This is a genomic window from Halopenitus persicus (assembly GCF_002355635.1).
Taxonomy (GTDB): domain Archaea; phylum Halobacteriota; class Halobacteria; order Halobacteriales; family Haloferacaceae; genus Halopenitus; species Halopenitus persicus_A.
The window spans coordinates 428,549-451,835 of sequence record NZ_AP017558.1; the positions used below are offsets into that span (position 1 = coordinate 428,549).

The window sequence follows — 23,287 nt, forward strand, 5'->3', positions numbered from 1 at the left end:
TTTGAGGACCTCCCACGAGGATACACCCATGCTTCACGCGGAGGGCCCCCTGCTCACGATCGATATGACCGACCGGTCGGCGACCCGGACGCCGATCGACGACGTTCTCGAGGCGTTCATCGGCGGGCGCGGCGTCGCGACCGCGCTCGCGCACGACCGGATCCCGTTCGACGCCGACCCGTTCGGGCCGGAGAACCGCGCGTACCTGGCGACCGGCCCGCTCCAGCTGTCGACCACCTCCTTCACCGGGCGGCTCTCGATGACCGGCCTGTCACCGCTGACCGACGGGCTGGTCTCGACCAATGCCGGCGGCTACCTCTCCCGGGAGTTCGCCGGGACCGGGATCTCTGCGCTCGAGGTGACGGGGGCGAGCGACGAGCTCCTGATCGCCCACGTCACCGACGAGGGGGTCGAGTTCGAGCCGGTTCCCGAACTCGCCGGCGCTCCCGTGCCCGAGGTCTCCGACCACGTCGCCGAGACGCGGGATCTGGGTCCCGAGAATTGCATCGCGATCGGTCCAGCCGGCGAGAACCGGGTCCGCTTCGCATCCGTGATGACCTTCGACTCCCGGGCGTTCGGCCGCGGCGGGCTCGGCGCCGTCCTCGGCTCGAAGAACCTCAAGGCGGTCACCTTCGAGGGCGGTTCGGCGCCGGAGATCGAAATCCCCGACCCGCCCGAGATGGAGATCCATCGGGAGGCCGCCACCTCGGACGACCTGATGCGGCGGCAGGGGACCACCGGCAACACGGAGTTCATCAACGAGAACTTCTCGCTGCCGACGCGCTACTTCTCGGAGTACGAGTTCGAGTCCGCGGCCGGCATCGGCGGGGACGCCGTCGAGGAGAAGAAGTACAAGAAGGGCGCCTGTTCCCAGTGTGCGTACGCCTGCAAGCTTCCGACCCGCGACGAGGAGACGGGCGTCGAGACGGAGGGACCGGAGTTCGAGACGGTCTACGCTTTCGGATCGAGCCAGGGCGTCGGCGACGTCGTCGACGTGATGCGGGCCAACGAGCTCTGTGACCGGTTCGGGCTGGACACCATCTCCGCCGGCGTCACGGTCGCGGCCTACCTCGCCAGCGAGGACGAGTTCGGGAACGCCGAGCTGGCCCGCGAGATGACCGAGAAGATCGCCTACCGCGAGGGGATCGGCGACGACCTCGCCGAGGGCGTCCACCGCGTCCACGAGCAGCTCGGCGTCGACGACTACACGGTCAAGGGGATGGAGTTCGCCGCCCACGACGGCCGCGTGCTCCACGGGCAGGGCCTCTCGTACGCGGTCGCGAACCGGGGCGCGGACCACATGTACGGCGGGCTGCTTTCCCCCGAGTACGCCGGAGAGATCGACCCCGAGGGGACGCTCGGCAAGGCCGAGCTCCTCGTCGAACACGAGAACCGCAACGCGATCCGTGACTCGGCGATCATCTGTGCCTTCTCCAGCAGCCACATCACCGACGAGCGCCTCGCCGCGCTGCTTGAGACCGACTACGAGGAGCTGCTCGCGGTCGGCGCGCGGACGATCGAGCGCGAGCGCCATTTCAACAATCGCCGCGGGATGGCCGCCGACGCCGATGACCTCCCCTACGAGATCCCGGACCTGGAGGCCGCGATCCAGGAGTACTACGAGGCGCGGGGGCTGCGCGAGGACGGGACGATCCCCGACGACCGGATCGAGCCGATCGCGGCCGACCTGGGCACCGGCGACGGGACCGCGGCCTCGCCGGCCGACGACTGATCGGGAGCGCCGGCCGGCCGGTGATCGATCGCCCCCGACGGTCGTCGCTTATAAATCGTGGCTGTGGAGACTACAGCGGGTTTAACGATTTATAGGCTCTAATCAGGCGTTTCGACCCCCGAGCAAGCCCGTCATCGATACTCCGAAATCGTTCGATGCGGGACGTAGTAGCTAACCTCATCGATCCACGTCGATAGCCACTCATCAGCAGTCGCTTCATCGATTTTCCCAGCATCGATTGCAGCCAACAGAACCCCAACCGACCCGACAACGGTCACGCCTTGGTCTTTCGCAAACGATCGGGCGTCTCCGTCGTCAGTTAGCAGTCGACCGTCGTGTGCGTCGGCGAGGGCGAACGCCTGTGCTTCCCCGGGATCGAGATGCCCACCAACAACGGCTTCTCTGTTTGCGACAGTATCCGAAATCGTCGCGACTGGGATTTCGTCATCAAGCGTATCGAGTGCTTCCTGGAGATATGGGTGGTTATCAACGCCGTGTTCGAGTTCCTCACCAACGACTGGTACCGTACAGATTCCGGAGAGGTCAGCAACTACCCACAGCTGATCGATGTACGCAAAATTCGAGAGGACAGTCGTGTTCAAGACGCTCGGGTTCGCTGGGAGATCGGCACCTGTCATTTAGTACGTGACTCTCCATCAGACGAGTCCTCATCATCGAATTCGAGTTCGCGTGCTGCCTCTACCTCGTAGGCTGCGTCATCTTCGTCAACGAGCCCGAGACGGAGTTCAACACCGTGCTCACGGAGGATATCACGCATCGTCCAGCGGTCGACAGCAGCGAGTCTCGCAGCATCACCGAGCGTGATCCGCTCGCGTTCGTAGAGGGCGACCGCAGCTGCAATACGTTCGTTCTCGTGGTCCTCGAAGTATTCACGCACGAACTCGCGCAACGCATCGCTCTTGCCCCCGAACACACCAGCCTCGACAGCACCCTCAATGAGGAGGTCGAGGTCATCCGGGTAGGAGCCGGTAATTCGTGCCATCGTTCCATCCGAGACTACGACTTCATACTATTTATGAACTACGCCAGACTGCCATATGCATTGAGAAGGCCGGTCGCAACTATTGTAGAAACCGACGCGGCCCTTCAGCACTCGGTCACGACACGTGGTCGAAGACGAGACAGTAACAGTGGTCGTAGCCGTAGCCGTAGCGCCCGGTTTCGGGACTCCACGTCCGGTCGTCGCCGGCCGCGTCGACCGCCCTGTTTCCAGCATTCATCCGGCCCCCATCGTCGCGGTCGACGTCATCCTCGACTCCACCGTCGTCGTCCTCGAATCCAAGGACGATCTCGGTCCGAAACCGGAGCCCGTCCGCGTCGTCGATCGCGTCCGCGAGGTCCCACGCGAGGGTGCTCACGCCCGGGCCGAACCGGACGTTTGAGACCTCCACGACCGCGACTGCCTCGGGCGCGAGCAGGCCGGCGACCGCCTCGAAGGCCGCGGTCGCGTCGGCGAGATAGGCATCGTAGGACCCGGCTGACTCGTAGCCTTCGAAGGGGTCGGTGTCCATCCAGTCGAGCATGAACGGCGGCGCGGTACAACAGAGGTCGAACGCGGGGAGATCGGCGCCATCACCGCGATCGGTTCCGACGTCGCTTATAAACTCATCCCGTTCGTCCCCGCCACCGCTTATAAACTCCGTCCGGGCGTCCGCCGCATCACTTATGAATGCCGACCGACCGTCGCGGGCGTCCCCGATCACGACGCGACGGGGATGCTCGATCCGCTCGCGCACGTACGCGACGCGGCGCGGATCGCGGTCGATGCCGTAGCCGTCCCTGTCCAGCCGGTCGGCGGCGGCGATCGTGGTGCCGAAGCCCGCGAAGGGGTCGATCACGGCGTCCCCGGGGTCGCTGAAGGTCTCGATGCACCACTCCGGAACCGCCGGGATCGACCGGACGTCGACGTCGCACCACTCCGGAAGCGACGCCGGGTCGGGTCGCTCGGCGGGAAGCGTCGTGAAGGTATCCACACGTCGGTACGGTTCCCGACTGCGTATAAGGTGATCCTTGCCGACGGGCTCGGTCCTCCGTGGCTGTTCGCTGACGATATCAGTTACGAATACGTCAATACATCTAATACACTGGAGACAAAGGATACGTATGCCCATCGACATCGAGACGTTCGAATCATCCGCTGAGGACCGGCTCCGGAAGCGCGAGGAGACGAACGCCGACCGAGTACTGCGGTTCCTCGCCACACATTCCGACCAAGCGTTCACGCAGAGCGAGATCCGCGACGCGACCGACGTGAAGGCCGGAAGCATCAGCGTCGTTCTCTCACGCCTCGAGGACCGTGGACTCGTCCGCCACAAAGGGAACTACTGGGCGCTTGGCGACGCCGACGAGGTGGCAGCCTACACGGGGCTGGCAGAAAGTACACGGAGCGCAAACGACCGGTTCGGCGAGGAGGATCCGAACGAGTGGTTGGAACACGCCGTCGACGACGAGGATTCCGAATGAGCTATCAGCGCGGTGACGTCGTTTGGGGCCCCGATCCGTTCAAAACGGGTGAAAATCCGCGGCCGTGGCTGATCCTCAACAACGGTCGCCACCCGTTCGATGGCGAGGAGTATATGACGATCACGCTGACGACGACGCCCCACGACGAGGGGATCCCCCTTGATGACGACGATTGGGTCGAAGGCGGAATGCCTCGGCAAAGCTATGCCTCACCGTGGACGGTGGCCTCGCCCAAACACGCCGCGATCGTTCGCCGACAGGGCCGACTCGAGGAGTCGTTCGTCCAAACCGTGGTCGACGCACCCGGAAGCTATCTCGAGCCACCGGACGACGACTGACGGGCCCGACACGCACGGTTCGGTTCGGACTCTCGGCCGTGATCGCTCGTTCGGCGGCCGATCAGTCGTCGTTCGGCGTTCGCACGCGGTTCTCGAGGTCCTCGCCGGTCTCGAGGGCCGCGACGTTGCGGGCCAGGATGTCGGCGAGCCGGTCCCAGTGTTTCGGGGTGTGGCCGCCCGTATGGGGCGTGATGAGGCAGTTCTCCAGGTCCCAGAGGACGTGCTCGGGCGGGAGCGGCTCCGGGTCGGTGACGTCGAGGGCGGCACCGCGGATCCCGCTCGACTGCAGCGCCGCAACGAGCGCGTCGGTGTCGACGATCCCGCCGCGGGCGGCGTTGACGACGACCGCGTTCGGCGGCAGCGTGGCGAGTTCCTCCGGGCCGACCAGCCCGCGCGTGAGGTCGTTGAGCGGGCAGGCGATCACGACGTAGTCGCTCCGGGAGAACGCGTCGTGGATCGCCTCCTCCTCGAAGCCGACGACCTCGTCGGTCGGGCCGCCCTTCGACGGCGTGTAGCGGACGCCGATCGTCTCGACCTCGAAGCCCTGCAGGCGCTGGACGACCGCCTGGCCGATCGAGCCCAGCCCGACGATCGTCACCGTGCTGTCGGTGAACTCGTGGGACTGGAAGTGGCGCCACTCGCCGTTCGACTTCCGGCGCCACCCCTCGTGAAGGCGGCGGGCGAACACGAGCATGTTGGCGATCGCCTGTTCGGCGATGCCGGGCGCGTGGATCCCGCCGGCGTTGGTCACTGCCACGCCGTGCTCGCCGAGCGCGGCCATCGGGACGTGGTCCGTCCCGGCGAAGGTGCACGCGAACAGCTCCAGCCGGTCCGCCCGGTCGAGCAGGTCCTCGTCGATCGAGATCCCCGTCACGACGCGGGCGTCGGTGATCAGGTTCCGCTCCTCCGCCGGGGTCCGCGCGAGCGCGACCGTGCGGTCGGGCAGGCGCTCACGGATCGCCTCGGCGTACGATTCCATCGACAGTCCCTCTGTCCCCTCGCGGAGGACGACGACGTCCGGTTGCTCGGTCATGGTGATGGGTCGGGTACGGATCGATCCCGCGGGGGACGACTTATCCTTTTATGTATCCTTCGTCAACGGGAACTGTGTATTCTTAAGTTCGTCCGCGTGGTAGGGGGACCCATGTCCACCCAAGCCACCGAGCGACTCGTCTCGTTGCGCCGGGGGTTCCACCGGCACCCGGAACCGGCCTGGCGGGAGTTCTACACGACCCACCGGCTCGTCGAGGAGCTCCGCGACGTCGGCGTCGACGAGCTCGCGATCGGTCGCGAGGCATACGACCCCAGCGACCGGATGGCGGTCCCCGATGAGGAATCGATCGCGGACTGGGCCGACCGCGCACGTGATCGCGGCGCCGACGAGGAGATCCTCGAGAAGACCGGCGGCGGCGTCACCGGCTGCGTCGCGGTGCTAGAGTGCGGCGACGGCCCCGCGGTCGGCCTGCGGGTCGACATCGACGGCCTGTTCATCGACGAGTCCGACGAGCCGGGTCACGTGCCCGCCGACGAGGGGTTCCGCTCGGAGATCGACGGGACGATGCACGCCTGCGGACACGACGCGCACATGACCTGGGGGCTCGCCGCCATCGAGGCGATCAAGGCGAGCGACTTCGCCGGCCGGCTCGTCGTCTTCTTCCAGCCCGCCGAGGAGGCCGGCGGCGGCGGGCACCCGATGGCCGAGAGCAGCTACATCGAGGACCTCGAGTACCTCTTCGCGGTCCACGTCGGCCTGGACCATCCGACCGGGCGCGTCGTGGCGGGCATCGAGCGCCCGCTGGCGATGTGCCACGTCGACGCGACGATCGAGGGGACCTCGACCCACGCCGGCAAGACGCCAAACGAGGGCGACAACGCGATGCAGGCGCTCGGGACCGCGATCCAGAACGCCTACGCGATCCCCAGACACGCCGACGGGATGACCCGCGTCAACGTCGGACGGGCGGAGTCGGGAACGGCGAGCAACGTCATCGCCGACCACGCACACCTCGAGGCCGAGGCGCGCGGGGAGACGACCGAGCTGATGGAGTACATGAAGGGCCGCCTGAAGCGGACCCTCCGCAGCGCCGCCTCGATGCACGGCTGCACGGTCGATATCGACGTGATAAGCGAGTCGCCGCGGGCCGACAGCGACCCCGAGCTGGTCGACCACGTCGCGGGCGTGGCCCGCGGGATCGACGGCGTGACCGAGGTCGTGCCGACCGCCGACTTCGGCGCGAGCGAGGACGCGACGTTCCTGATGAAGCGGGTCCAGGAGCACGGAGGGCTCGCGTCCTACCTGATCGTCGGGACCGACCACCCGACCGGCCACCACACGCCGACCTTCGACGTCGACGAGCGGAGCCTCCGGATCGGGACCGACGTGCTGACGGCGGCGATCTGCAGGGTCGAGGACGCGTTCGCTGGCCGAGGTCGATCGCCGACCGAACCGGCGACCGACCGATGACCGGGACGAACGACTCCGGGGCGAGGACGAACGACTCCGGGGCGAGGACGAACGACTCCGGGGCGAGGACGGACGACCTCGAGGTGAGGGATGATGACACGGAGACGGGTGCGGACCGCTCCGCCGCGGACGTTCTCGTCCCCGAGGACGTCCGTGACGCACACGACCGGATCGCCGACGTCGTCCACCGGACGCCGCTCGACGGGTCGACCACGCTCGCCGAGGCCAGCGGCGCGGCGGCGGTCGGACTCAAGCTGGAGAACACCCAGCGGACCGGATCGTTCAAGATCCGCGGCGCGTACAACGCGATGGCCCAGCTCTCGCCGGCCGAGCGCGAGGCGGGCGTCATCGCCGCCAGCGCGGGCAATCACGCGCAGGGCGTCGCGCTCGCGGGCGAGTTGCTGGGGATCGACGCGGAGATCGTCGTTCCCGAGGTGACGCCCGCCTCCAAGATCGAGGCGACGCGCGGGTACGGCGCGACGGTGATCGTCGAGGGCGACATCTACGAGCGCTCCTACGAACACGCCCTCGAGCGCGCCGAGGAGACGGGTCGGACCTTCGTCCACCCCTTCGACGACGCCGCGATCATGGCCGGCCAGGGGACGGTCGGCCTCGAGATCGCCGAGCAGATGCCCGACGTCGACACGGTCCTCGTCTCGATCGGCGGCGGCGGGCTGATCTCCGGGATCGCGACCGCGCTGCCGGCCGCACTCGACGACGACGTCCGCGTGGTCGGCGTCCAGCCGGAGGGGGCGCTCCACGCCAAGCCCTCCCTCGAGCGCGATGCGATCCACGAACTGCCGGACGTCGACACGGTCGCGGAGGGGATCGCCGACACCCGGCTTCTCGAGCGAACGTGGACCGTGCTCCGGGAACGCGTCGACGACGTGGTCGCCGTGTCCGACCGCGAGCTCGCCGTCGCCGTCACCCTGTTGGCCGAACGCGCCAAGACGGTCGCGGAGGCCGCCGGCGCCGCCCCGGTCGCCGCGCTGCGATCCGACGCCCTCGACGTGACCGACGAGCACGTCGCTACGGTGGTCTCCGGCGGGAACGTCAACCTCACCGAACACGCCGAACTGACGCGAACCGGCCTGATCGAGCTGGGCCGCTACGCCGAGGCGCGCCTCCACGTCGACGGTTGGCCGACCGCGATCGCCGACGTCGCCGAGACGATCGCGTCCCACGGCGCCGAGCTGGACGGCCTCGAACGCGACGACCGGAGCGCGGTCGACCACCCCAATCGCGTTCCCGTGACGGTCGGGATCGAGGGCAGCGGCCCCGAGCATCTGCGGGAGGTCCTCGACGCGCTCGCGTCGCTGGAGGCGGTCGAGGTGGCCGACGAATCGCTCGTGGACCGCGATCCGGACGTCGAGCGTCGGTAGCCCGAACGGGGTCCGGACCGCGGTTCGAGGCTTCGGCTCGTGCGTGCCACCGCCCGACCGGTCAGAGGGCCGGCGACGACCGGGATGGACGACGCGTCTCCCGATTCACCCGCGATGATCCGGCTTAATTCGGGATAAAGATCCCTGCAATCGCCTGAATTCGGGTTCACGTTTTTACCCCCTTATCTGGGTGGCCGTCCGAGCGGCGGATGCAATGAACGCGAAACGACCCATCACGATCGCGATCGCGGCGATGTTCCTGATCGGCGGCGTGGCGGCGGTCGGTGCCGCCAGTCCGGCCGACGCGGCGGATCAACACGCGACCAACGCATCGAACGGGACGACACCTGAGGCTACCACGCCGAACGAGACGGCGCACGATGGCGAGAACGAGACGGCACACGACGGTGAGAACGTGAGCGACGAACGCGCGGGGAACGCCGACGAACGCGCGGGGAACGCCGACGAACGCGCTGATACCGCGGATGGCGTCGGACCGAACGCCGGCCTGCCCGAACAGGTCCCCGACCGAGTGGGCGAGATCCACGACACCATCGATTCGTTCCGAAACGGCTCGATCGACGGGCTCGGAGACTCGTTGAGTGACCTGCTGTCGGGCGAGGATGCGGCCGACGGGAACGCTGACGACGCCACCGAGACCGACGGTAGTGACGCCACCGAAACCGACGGTAGTGACGCCACCGAAACCGACGATGAAAACGGCGCCGAGGAAACGGCATAGCGCTTGAGACTTCAATCCGGATAACCACAGGAAATACTATGAGTGATCTACCAATGGACAGACGGACGTATCTCACGGGCGCGGCGACGGCTGGAACGATCGGCTTCGCGGGCTGTCTCGGCGGCGGCGGCGAAACCGGGACGCTCGCGGCGCAGGTCACTGACCAGCCGGGCGACATCGCGGACTTCGAATCGTGCGTCGTCACCATCGTCGGGATGTGGCTCGGGACCGGCGATGCCGGAACCGAAAACCCCGAAACCGAAGATTCCGGAACCGAAGACGCCGAAACCGAAGCCGATGCGGACGACGCGGACGAGGAGTCCGGCCGCGAGTACTACGAGTACGACGAGCCGCAGGAGGCGGACCTCGTCGACCTGCAGGGCGACAGCACGCAGCTGGTCGACGAGCGCGAGATCGACGTCGCCACCTACGAGTACCTCCAGCTGGACACCGACGGCGTCGACGCGACCCTCGATGGGGGGGACTCCGCGACCGTCGAGGTTCCGGGCGAGGCGCCGCTGACGTTCAACCGGGAGTTCGAGATCCGAGCGGACGCCCGCACGGTCTTCACCGCCGACTTCACCCCGGTTCGGCGTGGACGAACCGGCAAGTACCTCCTGCAACCCGTTCCCGACGGGATCACCGTCGAGTACGAGGACGAGTAACGCCCGGAGCGTGAGCCTCGAATGAACTGGAAACACGGTCTGACCGTCGGAATCGTCGTGCTCGCTCTCGCCGTCGCAGTCGGAGCGGCGGTGTATACCGGCGTCGGGCCCGCCCCCGGAAGCGATTCGGGCGAGCCCATCGAGGAGTTTCCCACGGAGGAGCCGTCCACGGAACAGCCGGAAGACGACGACGCGTCGACCACGACGTCGACACCCGACACGGAGCCGTTCTCGTTCACGATCGACGAGACCGAGGAGTGCGGGACGACCTGTCGGGACGTCACCGCGACGCTGTACAACGAGCAGGACGAGACCGCGACCGGAACCACCACGTACATCCGGATCTTCGCGGGCGAGGACAACGTCGACACGGACGACGTCGTCTGGGAGGGGACCGTGGACGTCGGCACGCTCGAGGCCGGCGCGTCCCACACGACGACCGAGCGCGTCGAACTCTCGCTGCAGGAGGCACGAAAGGTCGACCGGAACGACGGCTGGATCACCATTCAAACGACCGTCGAATCGGACGACACGACGGTGACGTTCCGGAACAGCGAACGGGTGGCCTGAAGGACCACCGGGCCGGTGGCTCGGGAGTCGTCCCGCAGCCCTGAACGGCCACCGTTTTTATAAACCGGAGCGGCTGATCGCTTGACGCTTTATAAACCGCGAGCGATCGCGGACGGACGATTCCCTACGCCGTCGCCGCGGCCGTGTCCGCGGCCTCGACCGCCTCGAGGAAGATGGAGGTGCCGAGCTCGATCTCGCGTTCGGTCGCGTCCAGCGGGGGGAGCAGCCGGATCGTCTTCTTCCCGCAGCCGAGCGTGAGCAGGCCGCGCTCGAGCGCCTCGGCGACCACGGCATCGCGGCGGTCCGCGGTGTCGAACTCCACGGCGAGCATCAGGCCCTTGCCGCGAACGTCCACGACGGAGTCGGGCGCGTCGTCGCCGAGCAGCTCCCGTGCCTGCCGGCCGCGGTCGGTCGCGTTCGCGAGCAGGTCGTGTTCCGCGATCGCCTCGAGGGTGAACGAGCCCATCATCGAGGCGAGCACGTCGCCGCCGCCGAACGTGGAGCCGAGGCGGTTCTTCTCGCTCGGGAAGACGTCCGACCGGGAGATCGTCGCGCCCACGCGCAGCGCCTTCGCGCTCGCGATGACGTCGGGCTCGACGGGGTAGTGGTCGACCGCCCACATCTCGCCGGTCCGGCCGATCCCCGACTGGATCTCGTCGACCACCAGCGGGATGTCGTACTCGTCGCTGACCGCGCCGACCTCGGCCATGAACTCCTCGCTGGGGAATCGGTAGCCGCCGACGCCCTGGATCGGCTCGAGGATCAGGAACGCGATCTCGGCGGGGTCGACGTGGCCGCCCTCCGGCGCGAGCGCGTTCCGGAGCTGTGACCCCGCGCCGCCGTCGGTGAAGAACCCGCACTCGCAGGTCGCCGACGAACAGCCGCGGTCGTCGCAGAACGGGACCGTTCGGATGCCGGCGATCTCCGGGTAGTGGCGGGTGTAGACCTCCTTCGACCGGGTGACCGAGAGCGTGCCGAGCGTCCGCCCGTGGAAGCTGCCGGAGAACGCGTAGCCGTATTTGGCGGCCGGCGTGGCGTCGTGGGTGATCTTCATCGCGTTCTCGACCGCCTCCGCCCCGGAGTTCGAGAGGAAGACCGTGTCCATCCCGTAGTGGCTCGAGACGTCCGTCAGTTGCTCCATCAGGTGGCTCGATCCGGGAAACGGCGCGTCCTCGGGGTCCGGCCCCGATCCGAAGTACATGTCCTGGCCGGCGATCTTCATCGGCTCGACGAGGTCGAACTCTCGGAGCTTTCCGAGGACCTTCTCGTTGTTGTATCCCAGGGGCGCCGCCCCGATGTGACAGGTGAAATCCAGCAGGACGTTTCCGTCGACGTCGGTCACGAACGGCCCGTCGGCCTCCGCGGTGACGTCCCAGACGAACTCGTGGGAGTACTCGCTGGGCGCCGCGTGCTCCCCGTGGAAGCTCACCCAGCGCTCGGCGTTCGGCCCCGGCAGTGCGTCCGCGTCGGGCTCGGCGGTATCCCTATCCATACACAAATAGTGTATACCGCATACATTAAATGTTAGTATCGGGCGGGGATCTTCGAACCGGAACCCATCGATCCGCGACCGCCCAGGAGGGGCGATCACCGGCGGGCGGTCAGTCGCCGGTCAGTCGCCGGTCAGTCGTCGTCACTCAGCTCGGCCGCCGACGGTTCGTTCTTGGGACCGGCTCCGAACAGCCAGGAGTCCTCCTGCAACAGCACTCGGCTGCCGTCGGAGACGAACTCCCGGATGAGGCCGATCATCGTGAACAGGCAGACGAACGCGAACGGCGTGCCGGTGATGATCGCCGCGGACTGCAGGGCGTTGACGCCGCCGAGCGTCATCAGGATCGCGGCCATCATTCCGAGGAGGACGCCCCAGAAGACCCGGTTGATGTTCGAGGGTTCGGCCTTGCCGCCGGTCGTCATCATCGAGACGGCCAGCGTCGAGGAGTCGGCGGAGGTGATGAAGAAGGTGGTCACCAGTATCATGAACGCGAGGATGAAGACCGTTCCCAACGGGAACGTCTCGAAGAGAATGAACCCGGAGACCTCCGCGCCGGCCTCGCCCGCGATGACCGCGCCGAAGTCGGCGATCCCGTTGTGGTGGCTCCAGACGGCGGTGCCGCCGACGAAGATGAACCACGGGATGGAGGCCGCCGAGGTCGCGGCGATCCCGGTGAAGGCCACTTCACGGACGGTTCGACCCTTCGAGATCCGTGCGATGAACAGACCGGCGAACGGGGACCACGAGAGCGCCCACGCCCAGTAGAAGACGGTCCAGGAGTTCATCCACGTGGTCCCCCCGTCGACCCCCGCACCGGTGAACAGGCTCATCGCGACGAAGTCGTTGAACATCCCGCCGAGCGCCTGCGTCCCGACCAACACGAGGAACGCCGTCGGCCCCACGATCAGGGTCGCGACCATCAGGATCACGAACAGGATCATGTTGAAGTTCGAGAGCCGCCGGATGCCCCGGTCGACCCCGAGCACCATCGAGATCGTAAACGCGAGCGTCATGGCGGTCACCACGAGGATGATCCCGGTCGTGCCCAGGTCGATCCCCCACTGGTACTGGAGTCCCTCGATGAATTGGCTGCCGATGAACCCCAGCGACGTCGCCACGCCGCCGATCGTCGCGAACACCGCCATCACGTCGACGACCTTCGCGATCGGGCCATCGAGGTTTTTACGGCCCAAAAGCGGCGTCAGCGCCGAGGAGACCCGCAGCGGGACGTCCTCGTAGTTGTACGCGTAGTAGCCGATCCCGATCCCCATGATCGTAAACACGGCCAGCTGCGGGACGGCCCAGTGGAACAACGTCTGCTGGATGGCGATCGTCATCGCCTCCGCGGTCCCGCCCTCCACGTCGAACAGCGGCGAGGGATTCGCGTAGTAGAACAGGGCCTCGGTCGGTCCCCAGAAGACGACGCCGGCGGCGAAGCCGGCCGAATACAGCATCGCGAAAAAGGAGAAGAAGCTGTACTCGGGCGATTCGTCGCCGAACCGGAGCCGCCCCCACGGCCCGAGGATCAGGTACACGAGGAAGGTGACGACGAGGAAGACGATGACCAGCAGCGCCCAGTTGAGGTACGAGTACATCACCGTTTCCCCGGCCGCGATCCCCCGTTGTACGAGCCCCGGATCGAGGAAGTACAACAGGATCAGCCCGATCGTCAGCCCCGCTCCGAACAGGAACACGACCGGGTCCAACTCCTCGCGGAACCGGCCGATCGCGCCGTCGGGCTCGCCGGCCCCGTCGACGTCGCTCATCGTCGACCACCTCCGGACTCGAACCCTTCGGCCCGTTCAGTCCCGCGAGACGGCGGTTCGATGCACCGTGTTCGTCCCCATTCATCCATCGTGTCGAGTGATGGCATACCCAACAGATCGTATGTTTATGACATAAACGTTTCCCTATATCTGTTAGTGGTATCTACGAATTGTGTAGATACTCCGCGAAGGGGAACCGATTCACGAGCGAAACCACGGAAAAACGGCACGACAACCGGATCGAAATCGGGTCCGGCCGGACTCGGGCTCGACCGACCGGATCCGCACTCCGATCGGCGACCCGACGGCCCGGCGGTATCAGGGACGGTTCGTCAGTTCCTCGACGGCGCGCTCGCGCTCGGCCTCGCTCTCGTTGACCTTCCGCACGAACTCGCCGACGTTGTCCTTGATGGTCTCGCGCGTCTCGCTCGGCGAGAACTCCTCGGACATCGAGAGCAGCCGGACGAACGCCCGGAGCTCCTCGTCGGTGAGCTGGGCGAACTCGTCGTTTTCTATCTTCTCGACCACCTCGTCGACGTCGATCTGCCCGACCGGGTCGACGTTGAACTCGACGTTGACCATCCGGTAATCCGAGCCGGCGAGCCGCTGTTCGGCCGTGCCGACGCCCTCGGCGAGCATCTCCTTGAACGGCGTGTGATAGCCCATCGACCCGAGATGGAGGAACGCGAGCATGTCGATGATCCCCTGGGTGAACGCCTCTCGGTCCTCGTCTTTGGGATCGAAGACCGTCTCCCGGTCGCGCTGTTCGAGGTGTTCAAAGAGGATCGAGAAGTCGATGACCGCGTTGCGAACCCGCCGGCGAATGCGGTTTCGCTTCTGTTTCTTCGAGTGCTCGGTGTAGTCGGTCTTGCGACCCAGAAGGAAATCGCGGTCCGACGGGGTCAGGATGCCGCGGGGACGGTCGGCGTCCGCAGCCGTCTCCAGCGACTTCGGTACGTCCTCACTCATACTCGGAGTACGGGGAGGGCGCGAATTAATCCTTGGGGTGCCCGTCCCGCGACGGGACCGACGAGCACGTCCGCGGCCGAGCTGTCGAGGGTGACGAGCCTCGAACCTCCCGTTTCAGGGGCGACGACGAGCGATCTCGCCGATCGTCTCCGCGATCACTTCGACGCCGACGTCGAGGCTCCGCTCGTCGATATCGAAGGTCGGCGTGTGGTGGTCGGTCGGGTGGTCCGTCCCGACGAGCAGATAGGACGCGAGCCCACCGTTCTCCTGGACCCGCTCCATCAGATAGGCCACGTCCTCGCTCCAGCCGAACTCCTGTTCGGGCACGACCGTGTCGACGGTCGTGATCCCGCGCGCGACCGAGCCGATCAGCTCCCGCAGCTCCGGGTCGCTGTCGGCCCGCGGCGACTCGCTGATGACCCGCAGCGTCACGTCGCAGTCGTGCATCTCCGCGGCGGCGTAGAGGACGCGCTCGAGCTCGGTTCGCGCGTACTCCATCAGGGCCGTGGTCTCGCCGCGGACCTCGCCGTCGATGGTGATCTCCTCGGCGATGACGTTGCTCGCCGTCCCGCCCTCGATCCGGCCGACGTTCACCCGCGTCATCCCGTCGCTGTGCCGCGGGATCGCGTACGCGTTCTGGATCGCGGTCGCGACCGCCTGCATCGCGTTCGCGCCGGCGTTCGGCGCGGTGCCGGCGTGGGCGCTGGCCCCCTCGAAGGTCGCGGTGAGGTGGGCCATCGCCAGGGGCTTTCGTATCCCGGAGACGACCGTTCCCGTCGGGTTTCCCAGGCCGACGTGCATCGCGAGCAGGTAGTCGACGTCGTCGACGTAGCCGCCCTCGACGAGGGGCTTTCCGCCGCCGGAGATCTCCTCGGCCGGCTGGAAGAACAGCTTGAACGTCCCCGAGAAGTCGCCGTGTTTGACCGCCTCGAGCACCCCGAGGGCGATCGTCGGGTGCGCGTCGTGTCCGCAGGCGTGCATGAATCCCTCGTGTTCCGACCGGAATCCCTCGTCGGCGGGCACGTGACCCGGCTCGTCGGCCTCGGTCATCGAGACGGCGTCGAGGTCGACCCGGAGGCCGACCGTCGGGCCGGGGCCGCACTCAAGCACCGCGACGCAGCCGGTGTGGCCGTCCGCGGTCCGCTCGAGCACGTCCTCGCGGACGTCCGCCTCGCGGGCTCGTTCCAGCCACGCGTCGAGCTCGTCCTGCTCGGGCACCGCCATTCGTGCGTCGCTCGCCAGCGCCTCGCGGCCGACCGCGAGCTCGTCGACGCCGATCCGTTCGGCTTCCTCGACGACCCGCTCGGTCGTCACGAACTCCCGCCACCCCGGTTCTGGGTGGCGATGGAACGCCCGACGGATCTCCGACAGGCGGTTGCGTACGTCGTGGGACATCGATCTGCCGTCGATTGTCGACGGAGGTACTTAACCGTGCCCGGTGGGGCAAGGAAGGGTGACGCATAGCGAGCGGAAGCCCACCCCGTTAGGGGTGGGAGGACGTCAAGTCCGTGGGCGAGAACGTGGCCGCCTCAGCCGAGGGACGCGATCGCGTCCATCTCGACGTCGACGTCGTCCGGCAGCCGGGAGACCTCGACGCAGACCCGGGCCGGCGGGTCGCCCTCGAAGGCGGCACCGTAGGCCTCGTTGACCGCCTGGTAGTCGTCGAGGTCGGTCAGGTAAACGGTCACCTTCACGACGTCTGCGAGCCCCTCGCCGCCGGCGGCGCTGACGACGGCGTCGACGTTCGCGAGGACCTGCTCGGTCCGGTCGGCGACGTCGCCGTCGACCGGCTCGCCGGTCTCGGGATCCGCGGGCCCGTAGCCGGAGACGTAGAGCCGGTCGCCGTCGCGGACGCCCTGCGAGTACGGGTTATCGTTGCGCGGTGCCTCGTCGGTGATCACGCGATCGGTGTCTGACATTGGTGACGTTGGGATGTGGTGTCGTGGCGGTCTGTGGTGTCGCTAGTCGGTCTGTGGTGTCGCTAGTCGGTCTGTCGATCGATGGCGTCGGCGATGATCGTCATCGCCGTGTCGGCCAGTTCCTCGGTCAACACCAGCGGCGGGATGACGCGCAGGACGTTGCCGTGTCGGCCGGCCTTCCAGATCAGGACGCCGTGTTCGAAGCAGTCGGTCTGGATCGCGTCGACCGTCTCGTCGTCCGGCTGGCCGTTCTCGTCGGTGAACTCGACGCCGATGAACAGGCCCTTGCCGCGGATCTCGGCGATCGCGTCGTTCGAGTCGGCGATCTCGGCAAAGCGGCCGCGGATCTCCGCACCCAGATCGCGGGCGTGTGCCAGCAGGTTATGGTCCTGAATGTACTCGATCGCGCGGACGCCCGCCCGCATCGCCACCACGTGGCCGCGGTACGTGCCCGCGTGGTCGCCCGACCCCCACGTGTCCAGGTCCTCGTGGTACATCAACCCCGACAGCGGGAAGCCCACCCCGCCCAGCGCTTTCGCGGTCGTCATCGCGTCCGGCGTCACGTCGTACCACTCGCTCGCCCACCACTCGCCCGTCCGGCCGAGCCCGGACTGGATCTCGTCGAACACCAAGGGCACGTCGTTGTCCGTCGCCAGATCCCGCAGCCCTTGTAAAAAGCCCTCCGGCGGCGCGACGATCCCGCCCTCGCCCTGGATCGGCTCGACGATGATCCCCGCCGGATTCGCCAGCCCGCCATAGGGGTCCTCGAGGATCGCTTTGACCTCCTCGAGGGAGTGCTCGACCGCCTCCTGGGGCGGCTTCTCCTGATGAAGCGGGTTCGGATACGGCGCGTGCACCACGTCCGCCAGCAACGGCGTGTAGTGGTCCTTGAGCTTTTTATTGCCCGTGACGCTCATCGCCCCCGAAGACGTGCCGTGATAGGCCCCGCGGAACGCGATCAGTCCGTCCCCGCCCGAGTTGTACTTCGCCAGCTTGATCGCCGCCTCGTTGGCGTCAGTCCCGGTCGGACCGCCGAAGACGAAGCGGTTCTGGTCCTTGAGTCCGGGCGGCGCGATCTCGTTGAGCCGCTCGATCAGATCGAGGCGAGCCTCGGTCGGGAAGTCGATGGTGTGAACGAGCTTGTCGGCCTGCTCGTGGACGGCCTCGAGCACGTAGGGATTCGAATGGCCGACGTTCAACACGCCGATGCCGCCGAATAGATCGATGTAGGTGTTGCCGTCGGGGTCGCGAACGGTGGCGCCCTTCCCCTCCTCGAAGGCGACGGGAATGTCCTCGGGATACGCGACCGCGCTGGAATCGATCTCGCGCTGTTTCTCGAGCAGCTCCCGCGAGCGTGGCCCGGGGACGTCCCCGACTGACGGTGCGTCGTCGAAATGTAACTCCGCTATCGGTGGTCCGGCCATGGATGCGGTAACGAACGACTTCAATAAATATCTGTCTACGGTTTTCAGGACTAACGTACACAGTTTCTGAAAACAGGTTCGGGAGCAACGTCGATTTCCATGATGAACGTCGGTTTATAAGTATAGCGGCCGGATCGGTCGATATGGCGCTTCCCACCCCCGCCTTTCTCTGTAGCTTCAAGACGTATCCGGGGACCGCCGGTCGTGACGGTCTCGAACTCGCGCGGTCGCTCTCGCGTGCCGCGAGCCGCGCGGCGGAACGAACGGAATCGTCCCCGATCCGACTCGCCGTCGCTCCGCAGACGCCCGACGTCCGCCTCCTCTCGGGGGAGACCGACCTCCCGGTGATCGCGCAGGCAGCCGACGCCGCGGAGCCGGGCGAAGGGACCGGCGACGTGCTCGTCGGGACGCTGGCCGATGCCGGGGCCGACGCCGTCTTCGTGAACCACCCGGAACGCGAGCAGTCGCTGGCCGCGACGCGGACGCTGATCGATCGGTGTTCGGACGCCGGGATGGACGCGATCGTCTGCGTGCGACGCGTCGAGGAGGGGATCGCGGGCGTGGAACTGGGCGCCGACTGGCTCCTGTTCGAGAAGCCCGCGGACGTCGCCTCCGGGGACCCGCTCGTGCGGCGTCACCCGGCCCGCGTCCGAACGTTCGTCGATCGGGTTCGATCGGCGGCCGAGGCACACGAACGGGACGTCGCGATCGCGGTCGGTGGCGGGATATCGCGGCCCGCGGACGTGGCCGACGCCTTCGGTCTCGGCGTCGACGCGGTCGGCGCGGCCTCGAGCGTCGTCACCGCCGCGGATCCGGCTGCCCGACTCGAAACGCTGTTGTCAGGAGCGTAATCGCGACGTTGTTCGTGCGGCGACCGACCAACTAGGACTCGACCGCTGCAGCCGCGTCGTCGTCATTCACGGGAGCCGCGGACGTGTACAGGCCGGCAAGCCCCAGCAGCACGAAGATCGCGCCCTCGATCCGTGCGGCGGTGTACACCCACTCCCGGGTCTCGAACTCGTCGGGCGTTCGATACGCCAACCGCGTCGCGACGGCGACGACGGGGCGAGGACACAGGAGTTCCACGAGGCCGAACAGTCCGATCAGGAGTTCGATGTGACGGCGCATACGTCACGATACGCGGGCGGCGGACAAAAAGCGCGCGGGTGCGCCTCCGGTCCCGCCGTTTACTGCACCCGGTCCCTCCGTTTACTGCACCCGGTCGGCCTGGTTCCCGGCCACGGATCCAGGCTACGGATCCAGGCTACGGATCCAGGCTACGGATCCAGGTCACCCGGATACCGGAAGAAATCACCGCCTCGGGTCGGTCGTCACGCACCCGCCGTACACCGAGGGCGTGAGCCGGACCACGTCGCCGTCCCGCAGCGGCGTCTCCGGTCCCTCGAGGTGTCGGATGTTCTTCCTGTTTCGGGTGACGGCAACCTCTCCGACCAGCGATCCGTCGGCGATCAGCCGCCCTCCAAGCGACGGATAGCGGTTCTCCAGTTCCGCAAGGAGGTCGCCGTACGTCGCCGCGCCGGTCTCGATCTCGACCGACCGCTCGCCGACGTCCTCCCGGAACGGCCCGAAGAATCGACATTCGACCTGCACGCGGACGAGTACGGCCGTCCCCGGCTTTTACCCGTCGATCGGCGGGACGCGAACGCGTCCACGGTACCGACAGGTATTGCCGACGGGATCGAGCGGAGACAGGAATCGCCATAATCATCCTGCATAAAGTGATGGAGTTTATATTAGCATCCGTTATGGACACGGAGTTCGCCTACTGGGTGCCGAACGTCAGCGGAGGCCTCGTGGTCTCCGATTGGGAGATGGACACGGACTGGACCTACGAGTACAACCTCGAGCTTGCCCGCACCGCCGAGGAGGTCGGGTTCGAGTACGCGCTCGCGCAGGCGCGGTTCTTCGGAAGCTACGGCGCGGACCGACAGCTGGAGGCGCTCTCGGTCGCCAACGCGCTGGCCGCACAGACCGAGGAGCTGCACGTCATCGGCGCGGTCCATCCCGGCCTCTGGGAGCCCGGGCCGCTCGCGAACTTCATCTCGACGGCCGACCGGATCAGCAACGGCCGGTTCTCGATCAACGTGGTCAGCGGTTGGTTTAAAGGGGAGTTCACCGGCTTCGGGCAGCCGTGGCTCGAACACGACGAGCGCTACGCGCGCTCCGAGGAGTTCATCGAGGTGCTCAAGCGGCTCTGGACCGAGGAGTACGCCACCTATGACGGGCGCTTTTATACGATCGGGAAGGACATCAACGGCTTCGAGGGCGCGCCGATGCAGCCGAAGCCGGTCCAGGAGCCGTACCCGCAGGTCTTCCAGGGCGGGAACTCGAAGGCCGCACGGAAGATGGCGGCGCGGCAGGCCGACGTGCTGTTCATCAACGGCGGCAGCCTCGAGACGATCCGCGGGATCATCGAGGACGTCGAGTCCTACGCCGAGGAGTTCGGCACCGAGCCGCCGCGGTTCGCCGCGAACGGCTTCGTCATCCAGCGCGACACCGAGGCCGAGGCCAAGGAGACGCTGGAGGGCATCATCGAGAACGCCACCGACGAGGCCGTCGAGGCGTTCCGCGAGCAGGTCAAACAGGCCGGCCAGTCCTCCGCCGAGGGCGAGGGGATGTGGGACGACTCCGACTTCGAGGACCTGGTCCAGTACAACGACGGGTTCAAGACCGGCCTCATCGGCACGAACGAACAGATCGTCGAGCGGATCCGCAAGCTCGACGCGATCGGCATCGACATCGTGCTCGCCGGGTTCCTCCACTACGACACCGAACTCGAGCAGTTCGGCGAGGAGATCATTCCGGCCGTCCGGGAGGCGGACCCCCTCGAAGTCGACGACGTCGAGGACGTGATCGACGAGGACGTCGAATCGATCGGCGGGGCGGAGGTCGCCCGATAGATGGCGGCGGACCGAACCGTGCTGGGGATCGTCGGCAGCGTGTCGGACCCCTCAAAGACGGCCACCGCGGTCGATCGAGCGCTCGAGGCGGCTGCGGAGCGGGACGGCGTCACCGCCGAGACGCTCCGGCTGTCCGACCACGATCTCGTCACCGCCGACGGGCGGACGCTGGACGCCTACGAGGGCGACACCGCGGCGGCCCTCGAGGCGGTCGTCGAGGCCGATGCCTACGTCGTCGGAACGCCGGTCTACCGCGGATCCCTCTCGGGCGCGCTGAAGAACCTGTTCGATATGGTCCCGCGCGGGATGTGGCAGGCCGACGTCGCGCCCTTCGAGGACGCCGCCGTCGGGCTCGTCGCGACCGGCGCGACGAACCACCACTACCTCGCGATCGACCAGGAGCTTCGCCCGATCTTCGGCTTCTTCGGCGCCCACACGGTCGGGGGGAGCGTCTACGCGACCGACGACCACTTCGAATCGGTTGCGAGCGACGACGGGAGCGACACCGATGGCACCGGCGGCTATGCGATCACCGACGACGCCGTCGACGAGCGACTCGCCGATCTCGGGCGTGCGACGGTCGAGCTCGACGCCGCGCTGGCGGACGCGGACGCCCTCACCGACCTGGGTCCGCAGTTCTAATCGGATCGCCGTTCCCGTCGATCCGGGTCCGGAGTACCAGTCAGGCCGCAGGTCCGCGTCGCTTCTCGGTCACCAGTCGGCGCCGTCCAGACGCCGAGGTTTAAGTCGGATCGCGAGCGAGCGACGGGTATGAGCCGGGAGCCGGGCGGGAGGACGACTGACGGCGGCAACGCGACGACGGAGAACGGAGCGGTGCTGCAGGACGTCCCCGACGCGCTCGTCGACGGTCGATGGACGGGCGAGGAGCCGATCGAGGCCATCGTCGGCGACGTGCTCCGCGACCGGGACGAAACGCTCGCCACAGCGGAGTCGCTGACCGGCGGGCTGATCGGGTCGACGGTCACCGACGTACCGGGCTCGAGCGACTACTTCGATCGCGGCTTCGTGACCTACGCCTATGACGCCAAACGGGCGGAGCTGGCCGTCCCCCGCGAAGCGCTCGACGCCCACGGCGCCGTCAGCGAGCCGGTCGCCGAGGCGATGGCTCGGGGCGCACGCGACCGTGCCGACACGTCGTGGGGCTTGTCGGCGACTGGGGTCGCCGGTCCCGGCGGCGGTCGGGACGAGAAGCCGGTCGGGCTCGTCTACGTGGGCGTGGCGTACGCGGCCCCGTGGGGGACCGAGGCGTCGTTCGTTCGGTCCCGCCGGTTCACCTTCGACGGGGACCGGGCGGCGATCAAGCGGAAGTCGGTCGAGTCGGCGCTCGCGACCCTCGCGGCGACGATCGGGGGGCTGGACGCCGATCCCGACTGAAACGCCCGTAACGGGCCGATTCGAGCCACGTCGGCCGCGGTCAGTCCGCGACGAGCGGCGGCCGGGTTGTCGACCCCTCGGCGTCGACGATCACGACGATCGTCGGCTCCTCGCGCGAGACGTCACAGTCCGTGCCGCGCTCGACCGCGAACGTCATCGACCCGTCGTCGGTCGCGTTCGCGCGAACGGGGAGCTCGGCGGTGACGGCGTGGGTCCGCTCGGCGCCGCCGCCGATCCGGTCGGCCCGTTCGTAGCTTCGCTGCGCGTATCGGATCGAGGCGCCGCGGTTCGACGGGGCCGCGTCGGTCCCGACGACGCACCCGCGCATCGATGGGAGATCGACCGGTTGCGTGAACGGGCCGCCGTTTCGAACGGTCAGCGTCCCGATCCGTCCACGGAGCGGAACGATGTCGGAGTCCTCGGCGTCGGCGGCGATTCGACCCGGAACCGTGAGCGTCGCCTCCTCGTCCAGCTCCGCGGTGTAGTCGACCTCGGCGCTGGCGACGTCGACCCCGACCAGGAGGACGCCGACGCCGACGATCCCGACGAGCGCGTACCGAACCGTCCGGTCCGGAACCGCGACGCCGCCCTGTCGAACCACGTAGCCAAGTCCGACGAACAGGGCCGCGGAGAGGGTGAACAGCAGGAAGATACCGGTCTCGGAGGGATCGTACCGGCTGATGACGTACCCGAGGAAGACGACGTACGCCAGCGACGCGATCGCGTACGCCACCACGTCGAGCGCGTCCCGGTCGATCCACAGCCCGACGAGCAGGAACGCCAGGAACGTCAGGAACAGGAGGGCGGCTTTCACCGTGATGGAGAGCCCGAACACGACGTCACGGATGAAGTAGACCAACGCGCCGAGCGCGAACAGCACGCCGAGCGCGTAGAGGACCTTGCCGCCGTCGATCTGGAAGTTCATACGGAGGACCGGGTTGTCGATCGGAGCGGACCGCCATCAGCATTGTGGTCGGATCGATGGATTGACATATCATCCGCGACCGGTGGTCGATGGTCGGAG

25 protein-coding genes are annotated in these 23,287 nt (G+C 67.4%); 12 read left to right on the forward strand and 13 right to left on the reverse strand.

Going from position 1 to position 23,287, the window contains the following annotated elements:
* The first annotated feature begins 28 nt into the window (after positions 1-28).
* Positions 29-1,732, forward strand: a complete 1,704-nt coding sequence (locus tag CPZ00_RS02080) for an aldehyde ferredoxin oxidoreductase family protein (protein WP_096389212.1) — start codon at positions 29-31, stop codon at positions 1,730-1,732.
* Between the two features lie 131 nt (positions 1,733-1,863).
* Here the strand turns inward: CPZ00_RS02080 and CPZ00_RS02085 are convergent, their stop codons facing one another.
* The 3 genes from CPZ00_RS02085 to CPZ00_RS02095 form a co-directional block, all read right to left on the reverse strand.
* Positions 1,864-2,370: a twitching motility protein PilT gene (locus CPZ00_RS02085; RefSeq protein WP_096389214.1), complete on the reverse strand. Its 507-nt coding sequence runs from the start codon at positions 2,368-2,370 to the stop codon at positions 1,864-1,866.
* Positions 2,367-2,735, reverse strand: coding sequence for a UPF0175 family protein (locus CPZ00_RS02090; protein ID WP_096389216.1), 369 nt, complete (start codon positions 2,733-2,735; stop codon positions 2,367-2,369). Before CPZ00_RS02090 ends, CPZ00_RS02085 begins: the two co-directional genes overlap by 4 nt.
* Before the next feature lie 115 nt (positions 2,736-2,850).
* Positions 2,851-3,726, reverse strand: coding sequence for a DNA methyltransferase (locus CPZ00_RS02095; RefSeq protein WP_172861747.1), 876 nt, complete (start codon positions 3,724-3,726; stop codon positions 2,851-2,853).
* 130 nt (positions 3,727-3,856) lie between these two features.
* On the opposite strand from CPZ00_RS02095, the gene CPZ00_RS02100 reads away from it, so the two are divergent.
* Together CPZ00_RS02100 and CPZ00_RS02105 are read left to right on the forward strand one after the other, a co-directional pair.
* Positions 3,857-4,216: a MarR family transcriptional regulator gene (locus CPZ00_RS02100; protein ID WP_096389220.1), complete on the forward strand. Its 360-nt coding sequence runs from the start codon at positions 3,857-3,859 to the stop codon at positions 4,214-4,216.
* Positions 4,213-4,554: a hypothetical protein gene (locus CPZ00_RS02105; RefSeq protein WP_096389222.1), complete on the forward strand. Its 342-nt coding sequence runs from the start codon at positions 4,213-4,215 to the stop codon at positions 4,552-4,554. The genes CPZ00_RS02100 and CPZ00_RS02105 overlap by 4 nt, the downstream gene beginning before the upstream one ends.
* A 61-nt stretch (positions 4,555-4,615) precedes the next feature.
* Here CPZ00_RS02105 and CPZ00_RS02110 read toward each other — a convergent pair whose 3' ends face one another.
* The gene (locus CPZ00_RS02110; protein ID WP_096389224.1) at positions 4,616-5,587 is read right to left on the reverse strand and encodes an NAD(P)-dependent oxidoreductase; all 972 of its coding nucleotides are present in this window, start codon (positions 5,585-5,587) and stop codon (positions 4,616-4,618) included.
* Between the two features lie 111 nt (positions 5,588-5,698).
* Between CPZ00_RS02110 and CPZ00_RS02115 the strand changes: the two genes are divergently transcribed.
* The 5 genes from CPZ00_RS02115 to CPZ00_RS02135 all read left to right on the forward strand — a co-directional run bounded on the left by CPZ00_RS02115 (position 5,699) and on the right by CPZ00_RS02135 (position 10,377).
* Positions 5,699-7,018 carry an amidohydrolase gene (locus CPZ00_RS02115; protein ID WP_096389226.1) on the forward strand — a complete coding sequence of 440 codons (1,320 nt, stop codon included), beginning with the start codon at positions 5,699-5,701 and terminating at the stop codon, positions 7,016-7,018.
* A gap of 83 nt (positions 7,019-7,101) precedes the next feature.
* Positions 7,102-8,400, forward strand: coding sequence for a threonine ammonia-lyase (gene ilvA, locus CPZ00_RS02120; RefSeq protein WP_172861852.1), 1,299 nt, complete (start codon positions 7,102-7,104; stop codon positions 8,398-8,400).
* Positions 8,401-8,614: 214 nt separating this feature from the next.
* A complete protein-coding gene (locus tag CPZ00_RS02125; protein WP_096389231.1) occupies positions 8,615-9,142 on the forward strand; it encodes a hypothetical protein in 528 nt (175 codons plus the stop codon).
* Positions 9,143-9,180: 38 nt separating this feature from the next.
* Positions 9,181-9,807, forward strand: a complete 627-nt coding sequence (locus CPZ00_RS02130) for a DUF4382 domain-containing protein (RefSeq protein WP_096389233.1) — start codon at positions 9,181-9,183, stop codon at positions 9,805-9,807.
* Positions 9,808-9,828: 21 nt separating this feature from the next.
* Positions 9,829-10,377, forward strand: coding sequence for a hypothetical protein (locus CPZ00_RS02135; RefSeq protein ID WP_096389235.1), 549 nt, complete (start codon positions 9,829-9,831; stop codon positions 10,375-10,377).
* 124 nt (positions 10,378-10,501) lie between these two features.
* Here CPZ00_RS02135 and CPZ00_RS02140 read toward each other — a convergent pair whose 3' ends face one another.
* The 6 genes from CPZ00_RS02140 to CPZ00_RS02165 form a co-directional block, all read right to left on the reverse strand.
* Complete coding sequence (locus CPZ00_RS02140; protein ID WP_096389237.1) at positions 10,502-11,869, reverse strand: aminotransferase class III-fold pyridoxal phosphate-dependent enzyme; 1,368 nt, start codon at positions 11,867-11,869, stop codon at positions 10,502-10,504.
* A 131-nt stretch (positions 11,870-12,000) separates the two neighbouring features.
* Positions 12,001-13,635, reverse strand: coding sequence for a BCCT family transporter (locus CPZ00_RS02145; RefSeq protein WP_096389239.1), 1,635 nt, complete (start codon positions 13,633-13,635; stop codon positions 12,001-12,003).
* Between the two features lie 318 nt (positions 13,636-13,953).
* On the reverse strand, positions 13,954-14,604 hold the full coding sequence (locus CPZ00_RS02150) for an ASCH domain-containing protein (protein WP_096389241.1): 651 nt from the start codon (positions 14,602-14,604) through the stop codon (positions 13,954-13,956).
* Between the two features lie 114 nt (positions 14,605-14,718).
* Positions 14,719-15,999: an amidohydrolase gene (locus CPZ00_RS02155; protein ID WP_096389243.1), complete on the reverse strand. Its 1,281-nt coding sequence runs from the start codon at positions 15,997-15,999 to the stop codon at positions 14,719-14,721.
* Between the two features lie 134 nt (positions 16,000-16,133).
* Positions 16,134-16,523 (reverse strand): Rid family detoxifying hydrolase, encoded by a 390-nt coding sequence (locus CPZ00_RS02160; protein ID WP_096389245.1) that lies wholly within the window; start codon positions 16,521-16,523, stop codon positions 16,134-16,136.
* A gap of 62 nt (positions 16,524-16,585) precedes the next feature.
* Complete coding sequence (locus tag CPZ00_RS02165; protein ID WP_096389247.1) at positions 16,586-17,947, reverse strand: aspartate aminotransferase family protein; 1,362 nt, start codon at positions 17,945-17,947, stop codon at positions 16,586-16,588.
* Positions 17,948-18,090: 143 nt separating this feature from the next.
* On the opposite strand from CPZ00_RS02165, the gene CPZ00_RS02170 reads away from it, so the two are divergent.
* Positions 18,091-18,798, forward strand: a complete 708-nt coding sequence (locus tag CPZ00_RS02170; RefSeq protein WP_096389249.1) for a triose-phosphate isomerase — start codon at positions 18,091-18,093, stop codon at positions 18,796-18,798.
* A 31-nt stretch (positions 18,799-18,829) separates the two neighbouring features.
* Here CPZ00_RS02170 and CPZ00_RS02175 read toward each other — a convergent pair whose 3' ends face one another.
* On the reverse strand, positions 18,830-19,075 hold the full coding sequence (locus CPZ00_RS02175) for a hypothetical protein (protein ID WP_096389251.1): 246 nt from the start codon (positions 19,073-19,075) through the stop codon (positions 18,830-18,832).
* Between the two features lie 183 nt (positions 19,076-19,258).
* Positions 19,259-19,558, reverse strand: coding sequence for a ubiquitin-like small modifier protein 1 (locus CPZ00_RS02180; protein WP_096389253.1), 300 nt, complete (start codon positions 19,556-19,558; stop codon positions 19,259-19,261).
* Positions 19,559-19,713: 155 nt separating this feature from the next.
* On the opposite strand from CPZ00_RS02180, the gene sfnG reads away from it, so the two are divergent.
* The 3 genes from sfnG (at position 19,714) to CPZ00_RS02195 (ending at position 22,263) form a co-directional block, all read left to right on the forward strand.
* Positions 19,714-20,868 carry a dimethylsulfone monooxygenase SfnG gene (gene sfnG / locus CPZ00_RS02185; RefSeq protein ID WP_096389255.1) on the forward strand — a complete coding sequence of 385 codons (1,155 nt, stop codon included), beginning with the start codon at positions 19,714-19,716 and terminating at the stop codon, positions 20,866-20,868.
* Positions 20,869-21,510, forward strand: coding sequence for an NADPH-dependent FMN reductase (locus CPZ00_RS02190; RefSeq protein ID WP_096389257.1), 642 nt, complete (start codon positions 20,869-20,871; stop codon positions 21,508-21,510). It begins immediately after the preceding gene.
* Between the two features lie 129 nt (positions 21,511-21,639).
* Positions 21,640-22,263, forward strand: a complete 624-nt coding sequence (locus CPZ00_RS02195; RefSeq protein WP_096389259.1) for a CinA family protein — start codon at positions 21,640-21,642, stop codon at positions 22,261-22,263.
* A gap of 40 nt (positions 22,264-22,303) precedes the next feature.
* Here the strand turns inward: CPZ00_RS02195 and CPZ00_RS02200 are convergent, their stop codons facing one another.
* Positions 22,304-23,188, reverse strand: a complete 885-nt coding sequence (locus tag CPZ00_RS02200; RefSeq protein WP_096389261.1) for a hypothetical protein — start codon at positions 23,186-23,188, stop codon at positions 22,304-22,306.
* Between the last annotated feature and the right edge of the window lie 99 nt (positions 23,189-23,287).